Source organism: Chromobacterium piscinae (genome assembly GCF_021129175.1).
Lineage (GTDB): Bacteria > Pseudomonadota > Gammaproteobacteria > Burkholderiales > Chromobacteriaceae > Chromobacterium > Chromobacterium piscinae.
The window spans coordinates 22928-39299 of the sequence record NZ_JAJOHV010000036.1; the positions used below are offsets into that span (position 1 = coordinate 22928).

Annotated in this window: 20 protein-coding genes; 14 read left to right on the top strand and 6 right to left on the bottom strand. The window is 64.3% G+C overall.

Annotated features, from left to right (window positions below):
• Positions 1-28: 28 nt before the first annotated feature.
• Positions 29-469, bottom strand: a complete 441-nt coding sequence (locus LQR33_RS12065) for a c-type cytochrome (protein ID WP_231178964.1) — start codon at positions 467-469, stop codon at positions 29-31.
• Between the two features lie 110 nt (positions 470-579).
• Positions 580-1008, bottom strand: coding sequence for a c-type cytochrome (locus tag LQR33_RS12070; RefSeq protein ID WP_104947614.1), 429 nt, complete (start codon positions 1006-1008; stop codon positions 580-582).
• Positions 1009-1151: 143 nt separating this feature from the next.
• On the opposite strand from LQR33_RS12070, the gene LQR33_RS12075 reads away from it, so the two are divergent.
• From LQR33_RS12075 to LQR33_RS12100, 6 genes are read left to right on the top strand one after another with little or no spacing between them, the layout of a single operon-like run.
• A complete protein-coding gene (locus LQR33_RS12075; RefSeq protein ID WP_166441487.1) occupies positions 1152-1586 on the top strand; it encodes a Fur family transcriptional regulator in 435 nt (144 codons plus the stop codon).
• Positions 1587-1598: 12 nt separating this feature from the next.
• Positions 1599-2516: a CobW family GTP-binding protein gene (locus LQR33_RS12080; RefSeq protein ID WP_166441488.1), complete on the top strand. Its 918-nt coding sequence runs from the start codon at positions 1599-1601 to the stop codon at positions 2514-2516.
• Positions 2513-2698: a hypothetical protein gene (locus LQR33_RS12085; RefSeq protein ID WP_221665277.1), complete on the top strand. Its 186-nt coding sequence runs from the start codon at positions 2513-2515 to the stop codon at positions 2696-2698. Before LQR33_RS12080 ends, LQR33_RS12085 begins: the two co-directional genes overlap by 4 nt.
• Positions 2695-3438 carry a metal ABC transporter ATP-binding protein gene (locus LQR33_RS12090; protein ID WP_166441490.1) on the top strand — a complete coding sequence of 248 codons (744 nt, stop codon included), beginning with the start codon at positions 2695-2697 and terminating at the stop codon, positions 3436-3438. The genes LQR33_RS12085 and LQR33_RS12090 overlap by 4 nt, the downstream gene beginning before the upstream one ends.
• Positions 3438-4313 carry a metal ABC transporter permease gene (locus tag LQR33_RS12095; RefSeq protein WP_166441491.1) on the top strand — a complete coding sequence of 292 codons (876 nt, stop codon included), beginning with the start codon at positions 3438-3440 and terminating at the stop codon, positions 4311-4313. The genes LQR33_RS12090 and LQR33_RS12095 overlap by 1 nt, the downstream gene beginning before the upstream one ends.
• A 16-nt stretch (positions 4314-4329) precedes the next feature.
• A complete protein-coding gene (locus tag LQR33_RS12100) occupies positions 4330-5226 on the top strand; it encodes a metal ABC transporter substrate-binding protein (RefSeq protein WP_166441492.1) in 897 nt (298 codons plus the stop codon).
• Here the strand turns inward: LQR33_RS12100 and LQR33_RS12105 are convergent.
• Positions 5210-5884 (bottom strand): sulfite exporter TauE/SafE family protein, encoded by a 675-nt coding sequence (locus tag LQR33_RS12105; protein WP_166441493.1) that lies wholly within the window; start codon positions 5882-5884, stop codon positions 5210-5212. The genes LQR33_RS12100 and LQR33_RS12105 overlap by 17 nt on opposite strands.
• A gap of 354 nt (positions 5885-6238) precedes the next feature.
• Between LQR33_RS12105 and LQR33_RS12110 the strand changes: the two genes are divergently transcribed.
• From LQR33_RS12110 to LQR33_RS12145, 8 genes are all read left to right on the top strand, one after another.
• Positions 6239-7024, top strand: coding sequence for an enoyl-CoA hydratase (locus LQR33_RS12110; protein WP_221665276.1), 786 nt, complete (start codon positions 6239-6241; stop codon positions 7022-7024).
• Between the two features lie 154 nt (positions 7025-7178).
• Positions 7179-8072 (top strand): LysR family transcriptional regulator, encoded by an 894-nt coding sequence (locus LQR33_RS12115; RefSeq protein WP_166441495.1) that lies wholly within the window; start codon positions 7179-7181, stop codon positions 8070-8072.
• 37 nt (positions 8073-8109) lie between these two features.
• The gene (locus LQR33_RS12120) at positions 8110-8565 is read left to right on the top strand and encodes a hypothetical protein (RefSeq protein ID WP_166441496.1); all 456 of its coding nucleotides are present in this window, start codon (positions 8110-8112) and stop codon (positions 8563-8565) included.
• 159 nt (positions 8566-8724) lie between these two features.
• The gene (locus LQR33_RS12125; protein WP_331282866.1) at positions 8725-9285 is read left to right on the top strand and encodes a DUF6232 family protein; all 561 of its coding nucleotides are present in this window, start codon (positions 8725-8727) and stop codon (positions 9283-9285) included.
• 9 nt (positions 9286-9294) lie between these two features.
• Positions 9295-9654: a hypothetical protein gene (locus tag LQR33_RS12130; protein ID WP_231469125.1), complete on the top strand. Its 360-nt coding sequence runs from the start codon at positions 9295-9297 to the stop codon at positions 9652-9654.
• 72 nt (positions 9655-9726) lie between these two features.
• Positions 9727-10143, top strand: coding sequence for a GFA family protein (locus tag LQR33_RS12135; RefSeq protein ID WP_221668385.1), 417 nt, complete (start codon positions 9727-9729; stop codon positions 10141-10143).
• Positions 10127-10666 carry a GNAT family N-acetyltransferase gene (locus LQR33_RS12140; RefSeq protein WP_221665273.1) on the top strand — a complete coding sequence of 180 codons (540 nt, stop codon included), beginning with the start codon at positions 10127-10129 and terminating at the stop codon, positions 10664-10666. Before LQR33_RS12135 ends, LQR33_RS12140 begins: the two co-directional genes overlap by 17 nt.
• Positions 10663-11298, top strand: coding sequence for a glutathione S-transferase (locus LQR33_RS12145; RefSeq protein ID WP_166441501.1), 636 nt, complete (start codon positions 10663-10665; stop codon positions 11296-11298). Before LQR33_RS12140 ends, LQR33_RS12145 begins: the two co-directional genes overlap by 4 nt.
• Before the next feature lie 171 nt (positions 11299-11469).
• On the opposite strand, the gene LQR33_RS12150 is transcribed toward LQR33_RS12145, so the two are convergent.
• The 3 genes from LQR33_RS12150 to LQR33_RS12160 all read right to left on the bottom strand — a co-directional run.
• Positions 11470-12702, bottom strand: coding sequence for a cytochrome c (locus tag LQR33_RS12150; protein ID WP_166441502.1), 1233 nt, complete (start codon positions 12700-12702; stop codon positions 11470-11472).
• Between the two features lie 13 nt (positions 12703-12715).
• The gene (locus LQR33_RS12155) at positions 12716-14593 is read right to left on the bottom strand and encodes an NAD(P)-binding protein (protein ID WP_231469128.1); all 1878 of its coding nucleotides are present in this window, start codon (positions 14591-14593) and stop codon (positions 12716-12718) included.
• 184 nt (positions 14594-14777) lie between these two features.
• On the bottom strand, positions 14778-16372 hold a 1595-nt coding region (locus tag LQR33_RS12160; RefSeq protein WP_231469130.1), incomplete at its 5' end, for a PTS fructose transporter subunit IIC.

Consider the following 16372-nt stretch of genomic DNA (forward strand, 5'->3'; position numbering starts at 1 on the left):
GCTTTTTGATTTCCATCGCGCGAGGCGCTTATTTTTCCGGGCCGCGGAAGGCGTCGTGACAGGTCTTGCAGTTCTGCGCCACCTGGCCGTATGCCTTCTTGATGGCGGCCAGGTCGCCGGCTTTGGCGATTGTGGCGAGGTTGTCCACCGACTTCAGGAAGACGTCGCGGTCGGCCTGGAACTTGGCTGGCTGGCTCCAGATTTCCGGTTTGGCGCGGCTCTTGCCGCTGATGCTGTTCGCTGGGAAGTGCTTGAACGGTTCCGCCGCCAGCGTCTTCATCGCTTCCGCCTGCTGCTCGAATTTGGCCTTGTCGTAAGGCGCGCGCTCGCGCACCGCCATGCCCATCGGCTCGAACGACTGCAGCAGCATTTTCTTGAATGCCTGGCTGCGGGTTTCGGCAGGCGTGTCGGCGTGGGCGGCGGGAATGGCGATCGCTGCCAGCAGCAGCGCGGTGAATATCTTGTTCATGGCGTCTCGAATGAATGGCGATGCATGGTCGAATGCCGGCGCGCGCGGCGCCGAACATTGATTATATCGATGACGGCGGGAAATGGGGCCGGGTGGGCGGCCCGGGCGAATCAATCCTTGCGGAAATCCTTGTGGCAGGCCTTACAGGTCTGCTGGGTGGCGCCGAACTGGGCCTTGATCGCGGCCAGATCGCCGGTCAGCGCCACTTGCTTCAGCTTGGCGGTGGCGGCCTTGTGGTTGTCGATGGCTTTCTGCCAGTCGGCGGGCTTGCTCCAGATTTCGGGCTTGGCGTCAGTCTTGCCCGCGCCGCTGCCGGCGGGGAAGTATTGCCAGGGTTGCTGCGACAGCTGTTCCAGCTTGGCGGCCTGCTTGGCGAATTCGTCCTTGTTGTAAGGAATTTCGCCTTTGACCATCTTGCCCATCTCGCCGACCACCGGCTTGTATTGCTTGAACGCCTCTTTGCGCTGGCTGGCCGGATCGGCGGCGAATGCCTGGCCGGCGATCAGCAGCGCCAGCGACGCCATTAACATCTTTTTCATCGAAAGCTTCCTTTTTTGGCATGAAAAGACGCCCGCAGCCTATCACAGCGGGCGGACCGTCAAAACCCGCATTATGTAAATGGTTGAATGGTTGTGATGTTATACAGTAACATTCGTTCACTATTTAGCCGATGCCTATCAATATGGACCCTACCGTTTATCTCGCCGCCGCCGAGCGCCATTGCGCCGCGCGCGGCAGCAAGCTCACCGATCTGCGCCGCCAAGTGCTGGAGCTGGTGCTGAACCGCAGCGGCGTGGTCAAGGCCTACCATGTACTGGCCGACTTGCAGCAGCAGCGCGGTTCGGCCGCGCCGCCGACTGTCTACCGCGCGCTGGACTTCCTGGTGGAGCACGGCCTGTTGCACAAGGTGGACGCGCTGAATGGCTTCATCGTCTGCGAGCATTTCGATTGCCAGCACGAGAGTCTGATCCTGGTGTGCGAACAATGCGGCCGCGTCAACGAAGTGGACGCCGCCAGCGGCCTGGCTCGGCTGCGCGAGATGGCGCAGGCCGCCGGCTTCGCGCTCAGCCCGCAAAACCTGGTGCTGGCCGGACGCTGCCAGTCCTGTGCAGCCTGAATCTGAAAAATCATGAACAAGACCAAAGTTAATCTGTTTACCGGCTTTCTGGGCGTAGGCAAGACCACCGCGCTGCGCCATCTGATCGCCAACCGCCCGCAGAATGAGAAGTGGGCAGTGATCGTCAACGAATTCGGCGAAGTGGGCATAGACGGCGCCGCCTTGCTCAACGACGAGCTGGCGGTGGCCGAGATCGCCGGCGGCTGCCTGTGCTGTGTCGCTGGTCCACAGATGACCGCCACCGTGGCCACGCTGCTGCGCCGCGAGAAGCCCGACCGCCTGCTGATCGAGGCCAGCGGCCTGGCCCACGCCGCCGGCGTCATCGACGAATTGCGCGCCAAGCCCTTGGGCGAGGCGCTGGAAGTGGCCGCGGTGCTGACGCTGGTGGACCCGCGCCAGTTCATCCTGCCCGATTACCACCGCCAGCCCTTGTATCGCGACCAGATCTCGATCGCCGACGTGCTGGTGGCCAACAAGATAGACACCGCCGACATCCCGACCATGGAAGCCTTCCGCGCGCAGGCGGCGGCGCTGTTTCCGCCCAAGTCGCTGGTCGGCGAGGTGCGCGACGGCCAACTGGATGTCGCCTGGCTGGACGCCGAGCTGGCGGCCAAGCCGCGCTACCGTCCGGCGGCGCTGCCTGATAACACAAGCGCGTGGCAATCGGCCGGCTGGACCTTCGAGCCGGAACTGAATTTCGACGGCGAGCGGCTGACGCGGCTGTTCGACGACCTGCCCGCCAAAGTGCCGGGCCTGGTGCGCGCCAAGGGCGTGTTCCGCGTGCTGGACAGTTGGGTGTGGCTGAACTGGGCGGCCGGGCAGTGGGGCGCCGCCCAGGTGTCCTGGCGCCGCGACAGCCGCTTCGAGCTGATTGCGCCGGAATTCGACGCCGCCGCGGTGGAAGCCTGGCTGAAGGAGTGCCTGGAATGAGCGAACCGCATTCGCACGATCACGGCCACGCGCACGCGCCGCACCGCCATGTGACCGCCGCCAACCTGCGCCCGCCGCTGAGCCTGCTGGCCATGTCCGCCGTTCAGCGCGTCGCGCTGACGCTGCTGCCGCTGGCCGGTCTGTGGCTGCTGGTGTGGTGGGCGTTGAGGGAGCTGGCATGAGCATCATCCTGAACAACCTGACGGTGTCCTACCAGCGCCATCCGGCGGTGCACCACATCAGCGGCCGCTTCGCTGACGGCGACGCGACCGCGATTTTCGGGCCCAACGGCGCCGGGAAAAGCACCTTGCTGAAGGCGATGATAGGCGCGCTGACGCCGGATTCCGGCAGCGTGGACCTGAACGGCCACCGCCGCAGCGACATCGCCTACCTGCCGCAGCAGGCCGAGATAGACCGCAGCATGCCGGTCAGCGTGCTGGAGTTGGTCGGCACCGGCCTGTGGCACAAGAGCGGCCCCTTCGGCCGGGTGGGGCGCGATGGCATGGCCCGCGCGATCGAGGCGCTGGAGCAGGTGGGACTGGCCGACTTCGCGCTGAGGCCGATCGCCGCGTTGTCCAGCGGCCAGTTCCAGCGCGTGCTGTTCGCCCGCATCCTGGTGCAGGACGCCAAGCTGATCCTGCTGGACGAGCCCTTCAACGCGGTGGACGCCAAAACCACCGAAGATCTGCTGGGCCTGGTGGCGCAGTGGCGGCGCGAAAAGCGTACCGTGATCGCGGTGCTGCACGACGCGCTGCAGGTGAGGGCGCATTTTCCGCACACGCTGCTGATGGCGCGCGAAGTGATCGCCTGGGGCGACAGCGCCACGGTATTGAACGATGACAATCTGCGGCGCGCGGTGGACACCGCCGCCCATTGGCAGTCGCAGGCCCCGGTTTGCGGCCTGGATGGAGCGAGAGCCTGATGCAACATTTGTACGATCTTCTGGTGTCGCCCTTCGTCGAATTCGCCTTCATGCGCCGCGCCTTGGCCGGCTGCTTGGCCTTGGCGCTGGGCTCGGGCCCGATCGGCCTGTTCCTGGTGATGCGGCGGATGAGCCTGATGGGCGACGCGATGAGCCATGCGGTGCTGCCGGGCGCTGCGGTCGGCTTCATGTTCGCCGGCCTCAGCCTGCCGGCGATGAGCCTGGGCGGCTTCGTCGCCGGCGTGCTGGTGGCGCTGCTGGCGGGCCTCGCCACCCGCTTCACCAGCATCAAGGAGGACGCCAGCTTCGCGGCTTTCTACCTGCTGTCGCTGTCGCTGGGCGTGCTGCTGGTGTCAAAAGGCGGCAGCAATGTCGACCTGATGCACATCCTGTTCGGCTCGGTGCTGGCGGTGGACGACGCCGCGCTGTACCTGGTGTCCGGCGTGGCCACGGTGACGCTGCTGACGCTGGCCGTCATCTACCGGCCGCTGCTGCTGGAGAGCCTGGACCCGGTCTACCTGCGCGCGGTGGGCGCGCGCGGCGCCTGGTGGCATCTGCTGTTCCTGATGCTGGTGGTGCTGAACCTAGTGGCCGGTTTCCAGTCGCTGGGCACGCTGATGGCGGTCGGCCTGATGATGTTGCCGGCAATCACCTCGCGGCTGTGGACCGAGCGCATCGAGGCCATGCTGGCGTTGGCGGTTGGCATCGCCTTCTTCAGCGGCCTGGGCGGCTTGCTGTTGTCTTATCACTTCGAACTGCCATCCGGCCCCGCCATCATCCTGCTGGCCGGCCTGGTCTATCTGTTGTCCCTGTTGTTCGCGCCGGTGGGCGGGGCTTTGCCGCGCTATATCCGCGCGCGCCACCTTGAATCGTAAGAGTGAGGAAACACGCATGAAGAAGACTTTAGCCGCCTTGCTGCTGCTGGGCATGCCGGCGCTGGCCTTGGCCAAGGTGCCGGTAGTGGCCAGTTTCAGCATCATTGCCGACATGACCCGCGAGATCGGCGGCGACCGCGTCGACGTGGTGTCGCTGGTGGGGCCGGACCAGGACGCGCACGTGTTCCAGCCGTCGCCGGCCGACATCAAGAAGGTATCCGCCGCCAAGGTGCTGGTGACCAACGGCCTGGGGCTGGAAGGCTGGATGACCCGTCTCGATAAAGCGGCCAATTTCCGCGGCGCGGTCGTAGTGGCGTCCAAGGGCATCAAGACCCGGCAGGCGCCGGAAGAGGAGCATGCCGACGAGGACCACGGCCATGACCATGGCGACGTCGATCCGCACGCCTGGCACGATCCGGCGCGGGTGCAGACCTATATCAAGAACATCAGCGCCGGCCTGATCCAGGCCGATCCGGCAGGCAAGGCCGAGTACCAGCGCCGCGCGGCCGACTACGCCGCCAAGGTGAAGGCGGTGGACGACTGGGCGAAGCAGCAGTTCGCCGCGGTGCCGGTCGCCAAACGCAAAATCCTGACCTCGCATGACGCCTTTGGCTATCTGGGCGAGCGCTATCAGCTGAAGGTGCTGGCGATCCAGGGCGTCAGCACCGAGTCCGAGGCCTCGGCCAAGGGCGTCGCGCAATTGACGCGGCAGGTGAGGAAAGAGGGCGTGAAGGCGATCTTCATGGAAAACATGAGCGACGCCCGCCTGCTGAAGCAGCTGTCCACCGAGGCCAAGGTCCAGATCGGCGGCAAGCTGTACGCCGACGCGCTGTCCGGCCCGAGCGGCCCGGCCGCCAGCTATCTGCAGCTGATGCGCTACAACGTCGACACCATCGTCAAATCATTCCGCTGACGAGCTGAGTCAGCTTCCAAAAGCCGATTCCCGCCACGCCCAGGCCGGCCGTCAGCCGCACTGGGCGTTTTTGCATCCAGCGGCGCAGGCCGTCGGCGAACACGCCCATCAGCAAGAGATTGGGCAAGGTACCCAGGCCGAAGGCCAGCATCATGCCGGCGCCGTTCCAGGCCGAGCCGCTGGCCAGAGCCGAGATCGACGCGCTGTACACCAGGCCGCAGGGCAGCCAGCCCCAGGCCGCGCCGACCGCGACCGCGCCGCCGGCCGACCGCACCGGCAGCAGCCGTCCCACCAGTGGCTGAACCCGCCGCCAGACCGGTTGTCCCAACTTTTCCAGCGCGACGATGGCCTGGGCGAATCCCGCCAGATAGAGGCCCATCGCGATCAGCATCAGATCGGCCAGCGCGGCCAAGGCCATCTGCCAAGCGTGGGTGGAGGCCAGGCTGAGGCCGCCCGCCGCAAGTCCGCCCAGCAGCGCGCCGATCAGCGCGTAGCTGGCGATGCGTCCCAGATTGTAGCCGGCCAGCACCCGCCAGCGGGCGTAGCCTGACGGCTGATGCAGGGTGAGCGCGGCGACGATGCCGCCGCACATGCCGACGCAGTGCCCGCCGCCCAGCAGGCCGGCTAGGAACAAGATCCAGAAATTTGTCTCAATCATGCCGCAAGCGCTTCAGGAAAGCTCTATGGTAACAGAGGGCATGACGGAGCGGCTTGAACGCGCCGATTTGGCTTGACGACGGGGTTTGCGGCGGTTTGTTCGATTCTTTTTGGCATTGTTGAAACAGTCATTCTACAAAAAAGGTTGAAGATAATTGTTTCGCCTACTGGCCAAAAGTACAGTTTGCAAAGAAAATGGCGGTTTGGGCGAGACAAGAAGGGCGGCGCTGTCTACTAAGACGGACGCGGTCCAAGCCCGGAGCCAGGCTGGGATATGGGAGCGATTGCCGCGTAAGGCGGATCGATCCGGCCTGGGCTGCAATGAAAAGGAATGGGGATACATGAGGAACACAATATGGCCAGGTATCTGACACTTGAACGGCTGGGCAAATCGGCCATCATCACGCTTTCCAACCTGCCTGCCAATCTGCTGACGACCGATGGCCTGAACGAGCTGACGGCGACGCTGCAGGCGTTGAATGCGGATGACGATGTGCGTTCGGTGGTGATTACCGGCGCCGGCGACGCGTTTTTTTCCGCCGGAGCAGATTTGAAGCAGTTCGCCGCCGGCGACAAGGCCGCGGCGGATGTGGTGCTGCAGGCCTTCGCCAACGCGCTGCAGGCGATACGTGCCTATCGCGGCGTCACGGTGGCGGCCGTCAACGGCTTCGCGCTGGGCGGCGGCCTGGAGTGCGCGTTGGTGTGCGACTACATCATAGCCGAGCGCGGCTCCAAGCTGGGCCTGCCGGAAGCCAAGGTCGGCCTGATTCCCGCCGCGGGCGGCACCAAGACGCTGGCCGACAAGGTGGGCGTGTCCTGGGCCAAGCGCATCATCCTGGGCGGCGAGGTGGTGTCGGCCGAGCAGGCGCTGAAGATAGGCCTGATCGAAGAGGTGGTGGATCAGGGCTTCGCCAAGATCGTCGCGGTCAGTCTGGCCAACAAGGTGGCGGGGCAGGGGCCGGTCGCGGTGGCCGCCGCGCGCAAGCTGATCGAAGACAGCCCCAATCTCAATCTGGACGAGCATCTGAAGCGCGAGCGCGCTGCGACGCTGGGCCTGGTGGGCGGTTCGGAGCAACTGGAAGGCGTAGCCGCTTTTCTGGCCAAACGCGCGCCGGGCTGGGCGCAGGACGACGACGACTGAGCCGTCGCCGCTTTGCGAGCCGATATGACGACAGCCGCCTGCGCGCAAGTTTTGCCGCCGGCGGCTTTGTTTTGGCGGCGTCGGCCATGTTAGCCTAGTCGTCATTTGGCATATTCGGCCGCAGACGCCTGTGGCCGGCATCGCAGGGGAGAGCATGGAAATCTACCAGTTGCGCACCTTTGTCACCGTGGCCCAGCAAGGCCACCTGACGCAGGCGGCCGAGTTGCTGCATCTGTCGCAGCCGGCTGTGACCGCGCAGATCAAGGCCCTGGAGGAAGAAGTGGGCATGCAGTTGTTCGAGCGCAGCGCCGGCGGCGTCAGCCTGACCCGGGCTGGCCAGGAATTGCTGCCGCAGGCGCAGGGCGTGCTGGCCGCCGCGCGCGACATCATCAACCACGCCAAGCAGCTGAAGGGGCAGCTGTCGGGACAGGCGCGCATCGGCGTGACGCTGATGCCGGACATCCTGAAGCTGGGGCCATGGGTGGCGGCGCTGGCGGACGCCCACCCGCTGCTGGAGGTGAAGCTCACTCATGGCGTATCGGTGGATGTGCTGAACCTGGTGCGCAAGAAGGAGCTGGACGCGGGCTTCTATCTGGGCAAGAACCCCTATATGAACGTCAGCACCGTGCCTTTGCGGATGCTGAATTTCCGCGTCGCCTTGCCTCCGGCCTGGGCGGGGCAGGCGGCGGAAGGGCGACTGAAAGAGCTGGGCAAGCTGCCCTGGGTCGGCATCTCGCAGTTTTCCAGCTTGTCCAAGATCACCGCAGAGTTGTGGCGGGAACTCAATATCTCTCCTAAAAAGGTGGCGGAGAGCGATCACTTGTCTGTAATACTGGAGCTGGTGGCCGCGGGCGTGGGCGCGGCCCTGGTGCGCGAGGAAGACGCGCTGGCCTGTGAGGCCGCCGGGCGCGTCCGGCTGGTGCCTGATCTGCGCAAGAGCGCCGAGCTGCAGTTTGTCTATCCGGCCGACCGGACCGGCGATCCGGTGCTGGAAACCTTGTTGCGCGAGTTGCTGGCGGTCTGGGAGCTTCCCTGTCCGCAAACGTGAGTCCGGGCGCGAGAGCGTCGTCGAATGAGGAGGCTGCATGGCCAGCTGGATAGTCGGAGCGATGGAAACATATTGCGGCGCGGTGGAGCAGGGGCAGCGCCGCTGGCTGGATGCTCAGCAGGAGGCGTGCAGCTGTTGGCTGTCGTCGATCACGCCGAGCTTCGCCTTGTCGGAAGGGGAGATGGAGCGGCGGATCGATGGAGGTCTGCTGGCGGGCGCCTCGATATGGCAGGCCCAGGCTGATATCCAGCGTGGATTGATGCTGGCCGCCGAGAGGCTGTGGACCGAGATGGGACGCAGCATCGCGCGGCAGCTGCCCGATGACGGGGCGGCGCCGATCGCGGCGGTGCGCCAGGCGCTGGAGGTGGGCTGCGTTTCCGGCGCGGCCTTGTCCACCGCGTCGCGGCAGGCTGGACATTTCGCCGCCACCAATTTTTCCGGCATTCCGCTGAAGGCCACGCGCGAGGTACGGCGGGTGTGGTTCAAGAAGTAAGCTGTGGAGGGTAATGGGTCTGGCTGTGACGGTATGTCAAAGCTTGATTGAGATTGGGTTCTGAGTGTTCAGAGTGGTGTGCTGCCCGGCTTAGGCCGGGCTTTTTTGTATGCCCACTTTTGTCTGTTGACATTTTCAAGCAGTAGATTACTATTGAAAATGCTTTTGGCATTTTTAAATGGCAGTTCTATTGTTTATCGTTGCTTATGGATAGGAGATATGATGTCAGTTATTGATGCGCTGAATCTGAAGAATAGTGATAATTACAATAGGCTGGATAGTGGATCGGGTAAAATTGGGCAGAGAACTATTGAGCTTGGTAATTCAGTTATTGCTGTTAATAGTATCGGGACCATGCGAGTTATCGAGGGAAGTAAAAATCATGGCTTGACTATTTTAGGAGTGATGATTTTATTTGTGGGGCTGATGTCGTGGGGTGCAAGTCATATGCTTGCGTTCTTGTTTTTTATTGTCGGCGGTGTAGTTCTGTATCTTGGAATTAATCAAAAGGTGGAGCTTTGTTTGTCTATTGGAACTTGTGATGGTCGCTCGACAGCGATAGTTTCTAAAAATCGTGACTTTTTGATCGGATTGAAAAGCTTCATTCAAAATAAAATTGATACTGGTAGCTTGAGCGTTGCGAATATTAATATTAGCAATAGCACGCTTGAGGGAAATATTGCCATTGGTGAAGGCGCGAGTGCGGTTCTGCAGTCATAGGGGGGAACTATGTCGAATGATATAAGAATCGAAGGTGGAATTGTCAGCGGAAATGTTGCTATTGGCGATGGTGCTAAAGCCATTTCTGTCCAGTTTGCAAATGGTGGGGTGAGTACTGGTTCGGAGAATTTATTGCTGGATGGGCTGAGAAAGTATAATGTCTCAGATGGTGATTTGCAGGATTTGTTGTATGCTATTAAGCAGGATGAGGGCTCGCCTGCATTGTCTAGAAAAGAGCTTGGGCCGAACGTAAGGTCGTGGATGCAGATTATGTTTGGGAAGGCGGTCAATTCCATTTGGCAGGTGGAGTTAGGCATGGCGGGTAGTATCCTTGCATCGGCTATGCAGCATTATTATGGTTGGGGATGATTTCTTGTTTTGATTTCGGTGTGCAGTACCATATGGCTTTTATATTCCATAGTACTCATTTTGCCAAATGTCATGATCATCCACGGTGCCTGCCATTGCGGGAATATTTTCTTCGATCTTTATTGGCCTGACGGCGTTGTCATCCCCGCTCGACGTTGCGGCTGCGGCTTCTGCCGCAAGCATGGCGGCGTCTGGACCGCCTCTCCTGCCGGCAGGCTGGAGGTGACGCTGCGCAATCCGCAACGAGTATCGCATTACCGCTTCGGCACCCGTACTGCTGACTTCCACATCTGTTCCGATTGCGGCGCCGCGCCGCTAGTCACCAGCGAGATCGGCGGCTGCTTGCGCGCCGTGGTCAGCGTCAATGCCTTCGAGACGCCTGGCCTGCCGCTGGGCGATGCGGCCGACGTATCGTTCGATGGCGAGAGCGAAGCGGAGAGGCTGGAGCGGCGCGCCCGCAACTGGATCCCCGATGTCCGCTTCGTCTGATCGCTTTCCCTTTATCCGGCTGGAGGCCTTGCCGGCCGAGGTGCTGGCCGATCTGGCCGCTGGTAGGCAGCCGGCAAGCCTGGGCCGCCGTTGCGAGGAGGGCGCCTTGCCGCCGCAGGAGGTGGCAGGCTGGGCATTGCGCTTGCTGGCGTCAGGCGTGGCCGAGCGTTGGAGCCTGCCCTACGCGATGATCGATGAGCGCGGCGCGATAGTCGGCGCGTGCGGCTTCAAGGGCGCTCCCTGCCTGGGGCTGGTGGAGATCGGCTACGGGGTGGCGCCGCTGCGGCGTGGGCGCGGCATTGCCGCCGCCGCCGTGAGGCTGTTGCTGGAGGAGGCGGTCATCCGCGGCGGCGCGCGCCGGGTGCTGGCGCGGATCAATCCGGATAATGCCGCGTCGTCGCGGGTGGCGGACAAGCTGGGTTTCGTCCGCGGCGAGGTGGCGCTGGACGACGACGGCGAGCCGCTGGCGCAATGGCTGTGGCCGCCTTCAACTGATTTTGCCCATGATGGAGAAGCGCCATGAAGCTGATCGGGATGTTGGATTCCCCTTATGTTCGCCGCGTCGCGGTTTCCCTGCAGTTGCTGGACCTTCCATTCGAACACCATCCCTTGTCGGTGTTCAGCGCATTCGACCGTTTCCGGGAGATCAATCCGGTGGTCAAGGCTCCCACGCTGATCTGCGACGACGGCGCGGCGCTGATGGATTCCACGCTGATCCTGCAGTACGCGGAGTCGATTTCGCCGGGGCGCAGCCTGCTGCCGTCCGATCCGCAACGTTTGCTGCGCAGCCTGCGGGTGACCGGGCTGGCGTTGGCGGCGTGCGAGAAGAGCGTGCAGATCGTTTACGAGCGCAAGCTGCGCCCTGAAGACGCGCGCTACCAGCCCTGGCTGGAGCGGATCAGCAGCCAGTTGCTGGCCGCTTACGACGAATTGGAGCGGGAGCTGGCATCCGGCGTGCCGGACATCGGCTGCGGGGCCATTGATCAGGCCTGGCTGAGTACTGCCGTCGCCTGGCACTTCAGCAGGCGGATGACGGCTGACATCGTGCCGGAAGATGAGTATCCGGCGTTGGCCGCCCTGTCCGCGCGAGCGGAGGCGCTGGACGCGTTCCGGGCGGCGCCGTATGGCGATGGCGCGTATCCGGTCAGGTTTTGATGCGCTATCGCCCGCGCGTGCAATCGAAAGCTGCGGCTCGATTTCAACGGCCCGGGGCAATTCCGTGAGGCGCCGCGATGCGTTCACGCTGACTGCGTTCTGAGGCAAGGGCAAAATAAAACGCCGCCGCATTTCACAATGCGGCGGCGTCGTCATTGGCGATTGATGGAGTTACTTCTGATGCGCGCCGTCGGCCACGATGCCGCGCACCTTGGCCACGTCGCCGGCGGCCACCGGACTGGCGGCGTTGCCCCAGCTCTGGCGCATGTAGGTGAGCACGTCGGCCACTTCCTGGTCGTTCATCTGCTGGGCGTAGCCCGGCATGCTGTATTCCCAGGCCAGGTGGCGGGTGCGGGCGTTGACGCCGCCTTCCAGCACCACGCGGATCAGCGAGGTGGCGTCGCGCGCCATCACCGCCGAGCTGCCGGCCAGCGCCGGCACCACCTGGTCATGCCCCTGGCCGTTGGCTTGGTGGCAGGTGGCGCAGTTCTCGAAGAACAGCGTGGCGCCGGTGCGCACCGGGGCGACGTCGGCCGCTCCCGCGCCGGGCAGGCTCTTCAGGTAGACGGCGATCGCCGACAGGTCGGCGGTGTTGATGTGCTGGCTGCTGTAGTGCACCACTTCCGCCATCGGGCCGAAGGCCGCGGTGTAGCGGTTGCGGCCGGTTTGCAGGTATTGCACCAGTTCTTCGGCCGACCAGCCGCCCAGGCCTTCGCGCGCGTCGCCGGTCAGGTTGCCGGCGTACCAGCCCGCCAGTTGCGCGCCGGTCAGATAGCCGGGCTTCTTGTCGCTCAGCGCCACTTCCTGGAAGGCGACGCCGCGCGGGGTGTGGCAAGTGCCGCAGTGAGCCATGCCCTGCACCAGATAGGCGCCGCGGTTCCACTCGGCGTTCTTGCCGGCATCCGGCTGGTAGCGGCTGTCATCGTGGAACATCCAGCGCCACAGCGTCAGCGGCCAGCGCATGGACAAGGGCCACGGGATGTCGCTGTCGCGGTTGGCCTGTTTCACCGGCTGCACGCCGTACATGAAGTAGGCGTATAGGTCGCGCATATCGTCGTCGTTGATGCGCGCGAACGAGGTGTAGGGCATGGCCGGGTACAGTGAATGGCCTTCCTTGGCCACTCCCTTGCGCAGCGCGCGGGCGAAGTCCTCGTAGCTGTAATTGCCGATGCCGGTTTCCTTGTCCGGGGTGATGTTGGTGGAGTAGATCTTGCCCACCGGGGTATCCATCGGCAGTCCGCCGGCGTTTTCCTTGCCGCCGGGCGCGCTGTGGCAGGCGATGCAGTCCGACACGCGGGCGAGGTAGGCGCCGCGGCGCACGCCCTCGGTGTCGACATGCGCCAGGGCGGCGTTTGCCGCACAGGCCAGCAGGGCCGCGAGGCCCAGGGTTTTCATCAGTTTCATCACGGTGTTCCTGTTAGCTCAGCTCGTTGACGGCGCGCCATGCCTGGTCGATGGCAGCGTGGGTGTACGGGTTCCAGTCGGAGTCGGAGTTGGCGATCGCCACTTTGCCGGCCGGGCGGCGGGCGGTGGCGATGATGCGCTTGGACTCTTCTTCGTCGTCGTACATCGAGTTGAGGAAGTAGGAATAGCCGTGCGACCAACGGTTGACGGTGATGGCTGCGATGTCGCGGTTGTGGTCGAAGCCGGTGGGGCCGAGGATGCGCTGCAGCTGGCTGCGGATCATGTTCTCGTGCTCGGAGAACGGCATGGCCAGCAGCTTGGCGCGGCCCATCTTCCACTGGGTGCGCGGGTCCAGGTTGGAGCCGGCGATGGTGGGCACGTAGACCATGTGCAGGCACATCGGCTCCGACGGCTTGCGCGGGTGCTGGTAGCCGCCCAGGTCCACCGGGTAGTCCATCTTGATGCGGCTGTACGGCATGGACGGACAGTACAGTTCGTGCAGGCCCAGCTTCATGAAGCTGTCCCAGTTTTTCAGCACCACCTTGGTGTAGACCAGCGGCGCCTTGACGTTCATCGCCAGCGCCTGCTTCTGATCGTTTTCCAGCTCCGGCATGATGTGCGGGATCATCATGTTGTAACAGGCCATCACCACGTGGCGGCCCTGCACGCGGTGCAGCCTGCCGCCCTTGTCCAGGTAGCCGACATCAACCGGGCCCTTGGCGTTTTCCACGCGCACCACGGTGCTGTTCAGGCGCAGCCGCACCGGATTTTCCGGCAGGTCCAGCTTGCTGTAGTCGAAGCGGGCCAGCACGATGTCGTTCATGTCCTTGCCCGGCGCCACTTGCGGGATCATTTTGCGCACCAGAAGGCGGGCGATGGACGCGTTGCCGTCCGGGAAGTGGTAGATGTAGGGGTCGCGCAGCTCGGCTTCCGCCTCGGCGCTGATCTTGCCCAGGCCGGCCACGCCGTGGAAGCCCGGCAGATCCAGGTTGCGCGCGTCCAGCGCCGGCAGGCCGTCGATGCCCACCGCCTGGAAGTCGTTGCTGCGCGACTGGAAGAAGCGGATCGCGGTGGCGCTCAGGCCGACGTGGCGGGACAGGTAGGTGCTGTAGCTGATCTTGGCGAGATAAGCCTCGCGCTTGTTCTTGGGCATGTCGCCCAGGTAGTCGCGGGTGCTGGTGTGTAGATCGATCAGCGCGTCGCGGTCCTTCTTCGACATCGGGAAGTCGTTGATGAAGTCGCGGATCGGGCGCGCGTTCAGGCGTTTGGGATCGATGTCGTCCGCCACCTGCAGGTAGGGGTCGCCGCCGACGATCTTGTCCACGCCGAAGTCTTCCTTGTTGAAGAACACGCCGCGCGACAGCTTGAGGTCGGGGTAGAAATTGCGGTGGAAGTGGCTGGCCAGGCCATCGATGTCGATGGTCAGTTCCTTCATCAGCGCCAGCGCTTCCTTGCTGAACACGTGCTTGGGCGATTGCAGCGATTCGGTGCCGCCGTAGCCCAGCATCAGGCGGTTGCCGACCTTGAACTCGTTGCGCTTGGCGTGGCCGCCGAAGTCGTCGTGGTTGTCCAGAATCAGCACCTTGGCCTGCGGATGCTTCTTGCGATAGTAATGCGCGGCCGCCAGGCCGCTGATGCCGCCGCCTACCACCACCAGGTCGTAATGCTCTTCCACCTTGGCGCCGCCGAGGTTGAAGGCGTGGTGTGCGCGGCCCAGCTTGTGCGCGTTTTCGAAGGAGCCGTCATGGTTGCCGCGCAATCCTGTGAGCGAAGGCGGATAGTAGCTAGCGCTGATCTGTCGGGGTGCGGCACGGAGGATTTCCAGCGGAGTGAGCCCGGCAGCCACCGTCAGCGCGAAACCGTTTAGGAAGTCTCGTCGGGTAATAGACATGGCTTTTCCTGTGTTGTTGTTGGCATAAACCAGCAGCCTCTGCGTGCTGTCTGGCGTTCCATTATAACAAATTGTAAATATAGTTAATTTTTATGCCGTGGAAATGGCAGGCAGGGGCGGGGAAATGGACAAGCCCGGCGGAGCCGGGCTTGGAAAAGCGGGGGACGGCAACGCGGCGGCGGGATCAGGCCTGGACGATTTTCTTCTTCAGCAGGCCCAGCGCCAGCGCGGTGACGACGGTGCCGGCGGCCAGCGCCGCCAGATAGCTGGCCAGGTGCTCCACCGCGTTGGGGATGGGCAGCACGAAGACGCCGCCGTGCGGCACTTTCAGCTCCACGCCCATGGTCATCGAGATGGCGCCGGCCAGCGCCGAGCCGGCCATCAAGGCCGGAATCACCCGGAAGGGATCACGCGCGGCAAACGGTATCGCGCCCTCGCTGATGAAGGCCAGGCCCAGCACCGCGGCGGCCTTGCCGGCCTCGTGCTCGTCGACGGTGAAGCGGTCGCGGAATAATCGGGTGGCCAGCGCGATGCCCAGCGGCGGCGTCATGCCGGCGGCCATCACCGCCGCCATCGGCGTGTAGACCTGGCTGGCGATCAGGCCGGTGGCGAAGGCGTAGGCCGCCTTGTTGACCGGGCCGCCCATGTCGAAAGCCATCATCGCGCCCAAGAGCGCGCCCAGGGCCAGCGCGCTGCTGCCCTGCATGCCCTTCAGCGCCTCGGTCAGCGCCGCCAGCACGGCGGCCACCGGCTGGCCCACCACGTAGATCATCAGCAGGCCGGTCAGCAGCGAGCCCAGCACCGGCAGGATCAGCACCGGCTTCAGGCCGTCCAGATGCTGGCCCAGCTTGATCCGGCGGTTCAGCTCCCGCGTGCCGTAGCCGGCGATGAAGCCGGCGACGATGCCGCCGAGAAAGCCCGATCCCAGGCTGGCGGCCAGCATGCCGCCCACCATGCCGGGGGCGATGCCGGGGCGGTCGGCGATGGAGTAGGCGATGTAGCCGGCCAGGATGGGTACCATCAGCGCGAAGGCGGACTTGGCGCCGATCTGGAACAGCGACCAGGCCAGCGTGCCCTTGTGCGCGTCGTCGAAGGCGTAGATGCCGCCCAGCGCGAAGGCCAGCGCGATCAGGATGCCACCTGCGGTGACGAAGGGCAGCATGAAGGACACGCCGGTCATCAGGTGGCGGTAAGGGCCGTCCTTGGCTTTTTCCTGGCTGGCGGTCTTGGCCACGGCCGAGCTTGCGCCTTCCCATGGCCGCGCTTCTTCGATGGCGCGGCGGATCAGCGCCTTGCCGTCGCCGATGGCGGCCTTGGTGCCGCTCTTGAACAGCCGCTTGCCGGCGAAGCGGTCCAGCTGCACCTGGGTGTCGGCGGCGATCACCACCAGATCGGCGGCGGCGATTTCGGCGTCGGTCAGCGCGTCCTGCGCGCCGACCGAGCCTTGGGTTTCAACCCGCATCGCGTGGCCCAGCGCCTTGGCTCCCTGGACCAGCCCCTCGGCCGCCATGAAGGTGTGGGCGATGCCGGTGGGGCAGCCGGTGATGGCGACAATGCTGAGCGCGCGTTCGGCCGCGGCCGCGCCGTCCAGCTGTGAGGCCGGGTCGGCCAGCACCGCGTCCAGCGTGGCGCGGCGCGCGGGGCGCTGTCCGGCGCGGCCGTCGTCGGGACAGTCCACCAGCAGGAACTGGCTGGCGGCTTGCAGGATGCCGGCGTCCAGCGCCGGTTGGCCGTCGATCTCGATGTCTATCCGCTTGCCTTGCCGCTGGGCGGCCTGGC

Excerpts from the sequence above, each read along its gene's own strand:
- LQR33_RS12065 (WP_231178964.1), bottom strand. The coding sequence starts at position 469 with ATGAACAAGATATTCACCGCGCTGCTGCTGGCAGCGATCGCCATTCCC.
- LQR33_RS12070 (WP_104947614.1), bottom strand. The coding sequence starts at position 1,008 with ATGAAAAAGATGTTAATGGCGTCGCTGGCGCTGCTGATCGCCGGCCAG.
- LQR33_RS12075 (WP_166441487.1), top strand. The coding sequence starts at position 1,152 with ATGGACCCTACCGTTTATCTCGCCGCCGCCGAGCGCCATTGCGCCGCG.
- LQR33_RS12080 (WP_166441488.1), top strand. The coding sequence starts at position 1,599 with ATGAACAAGACCAAAGTTAATCTGTTTACCGGCTTTCTGGGCGTAGGC.
- LQR33_RS12085 (WP_221665277.1), top strand. The coding sequence starts at position 2,513 with ATGAGCGAACCGCATTCGCACGATCACGGCCACGCGCACGCGCCGCAC.
- LQR33_RS12090 (WP_166441490.1), top strand. The coding sequence starts at position 2,695 with ATGAGCATCATCCTGAACAACCTGACGGTGTCCTACCAGCGCCATCCG.
- LQR33_RS12095 (WP_166441491.1), top strand. The coding sequence starts at position 3,438 with ATGCAACATTTGTACGATCTTCTGGTGTCGCCCTTCGTCGAATTCGCC.
- LQR33_RS12100 (WP_166441492.1), top strand. The coding sequence starts at position 4,330 with ATGAAGAAGACTTTAGCCGCCTTGCTGCTGCTGGGCATGCCGGCGCTG.
- LQR33_RS12105 (WP_166441493.1), bottom strand. The coding sequence starts at position 5,884 with ATGATTGAGACAAATTTCTGGATCTTGTTCCTAGCCGGCCTGCTGGGC.
- LQR33_RS12110 (WP_221665276.1), top strand. The coding sequence starts at position 6,239 with ATGGCCAGGTATCTGACACTTGAACGGCTGGGCAAATCGGCCATCATC.
- LQR33_RS12115 (WP_166441495.1), top strand. The coding sequence starts at position 7,179 with ATGGAAATCTACCAGTTGCGCACCTTTGTCACCGTGGCCCAGCAAGGC.
- LQR33_RS12120 (WP_166441496.1), top strand. The coding sequence starts at position 8,110 with ATGGCCAGCTGGATAGTCGGAGCGATGGAAACATATTGCGGCGCGGTG.
- LQR33_RS12125 (WP_331282866.1), top strand. The coding sequence starts at position 8,725 with ATGCTTTTGGCATTTTTAAATGGCAGTTCTATTGTTTATCGTTGCTTA.
- LQR33_RS12130 (WP_231469125.1), top strand. The coding sequence starts at position 9,295 with ATGTCGAATGATATAAGAATCGAAGGTGGAATTGTCAGCGGAAATGTT.
- LQR33_RS12135 (WP_221668385.1), top strand. The coding sequence starts at position 9,727 with ATGATCATCCACGGTGCCTGCCATTGCGGGAATATTTTCTTCGATCTT.
- LQR33_RS12140 (WP_221665273.1), top strand. The coding sequence starts at position 10,127 with ATGTCCGCTTCGTCTGATCGCTTTCCCTTTATCCGGCTGGAGGCCTTG.
- LQR33_RS12145 (WP_166441501.1), top strand. The coding sequence starts at position 10,663 with ATGAAGCTGATCGGGATGTTGGATTCCCCTTATGTTCGCCGCGTCGCG.
- LQR33_RS12150 (WP_166441502.1), bottom strand. The coding sequence starts at position 12,702 with ATGAAACTGATGAAAACCCTGGGCCTCGCGGCCCTGCTGGCCTGTGCG.
- LQR33_RS12155 (WP_231469128.1), bottom strand. The coding sequence starts at position 14,593 with ATGTCTATTACCCGACGAGACTTCCTAAACGGTTTCGCGCTGACGGTG.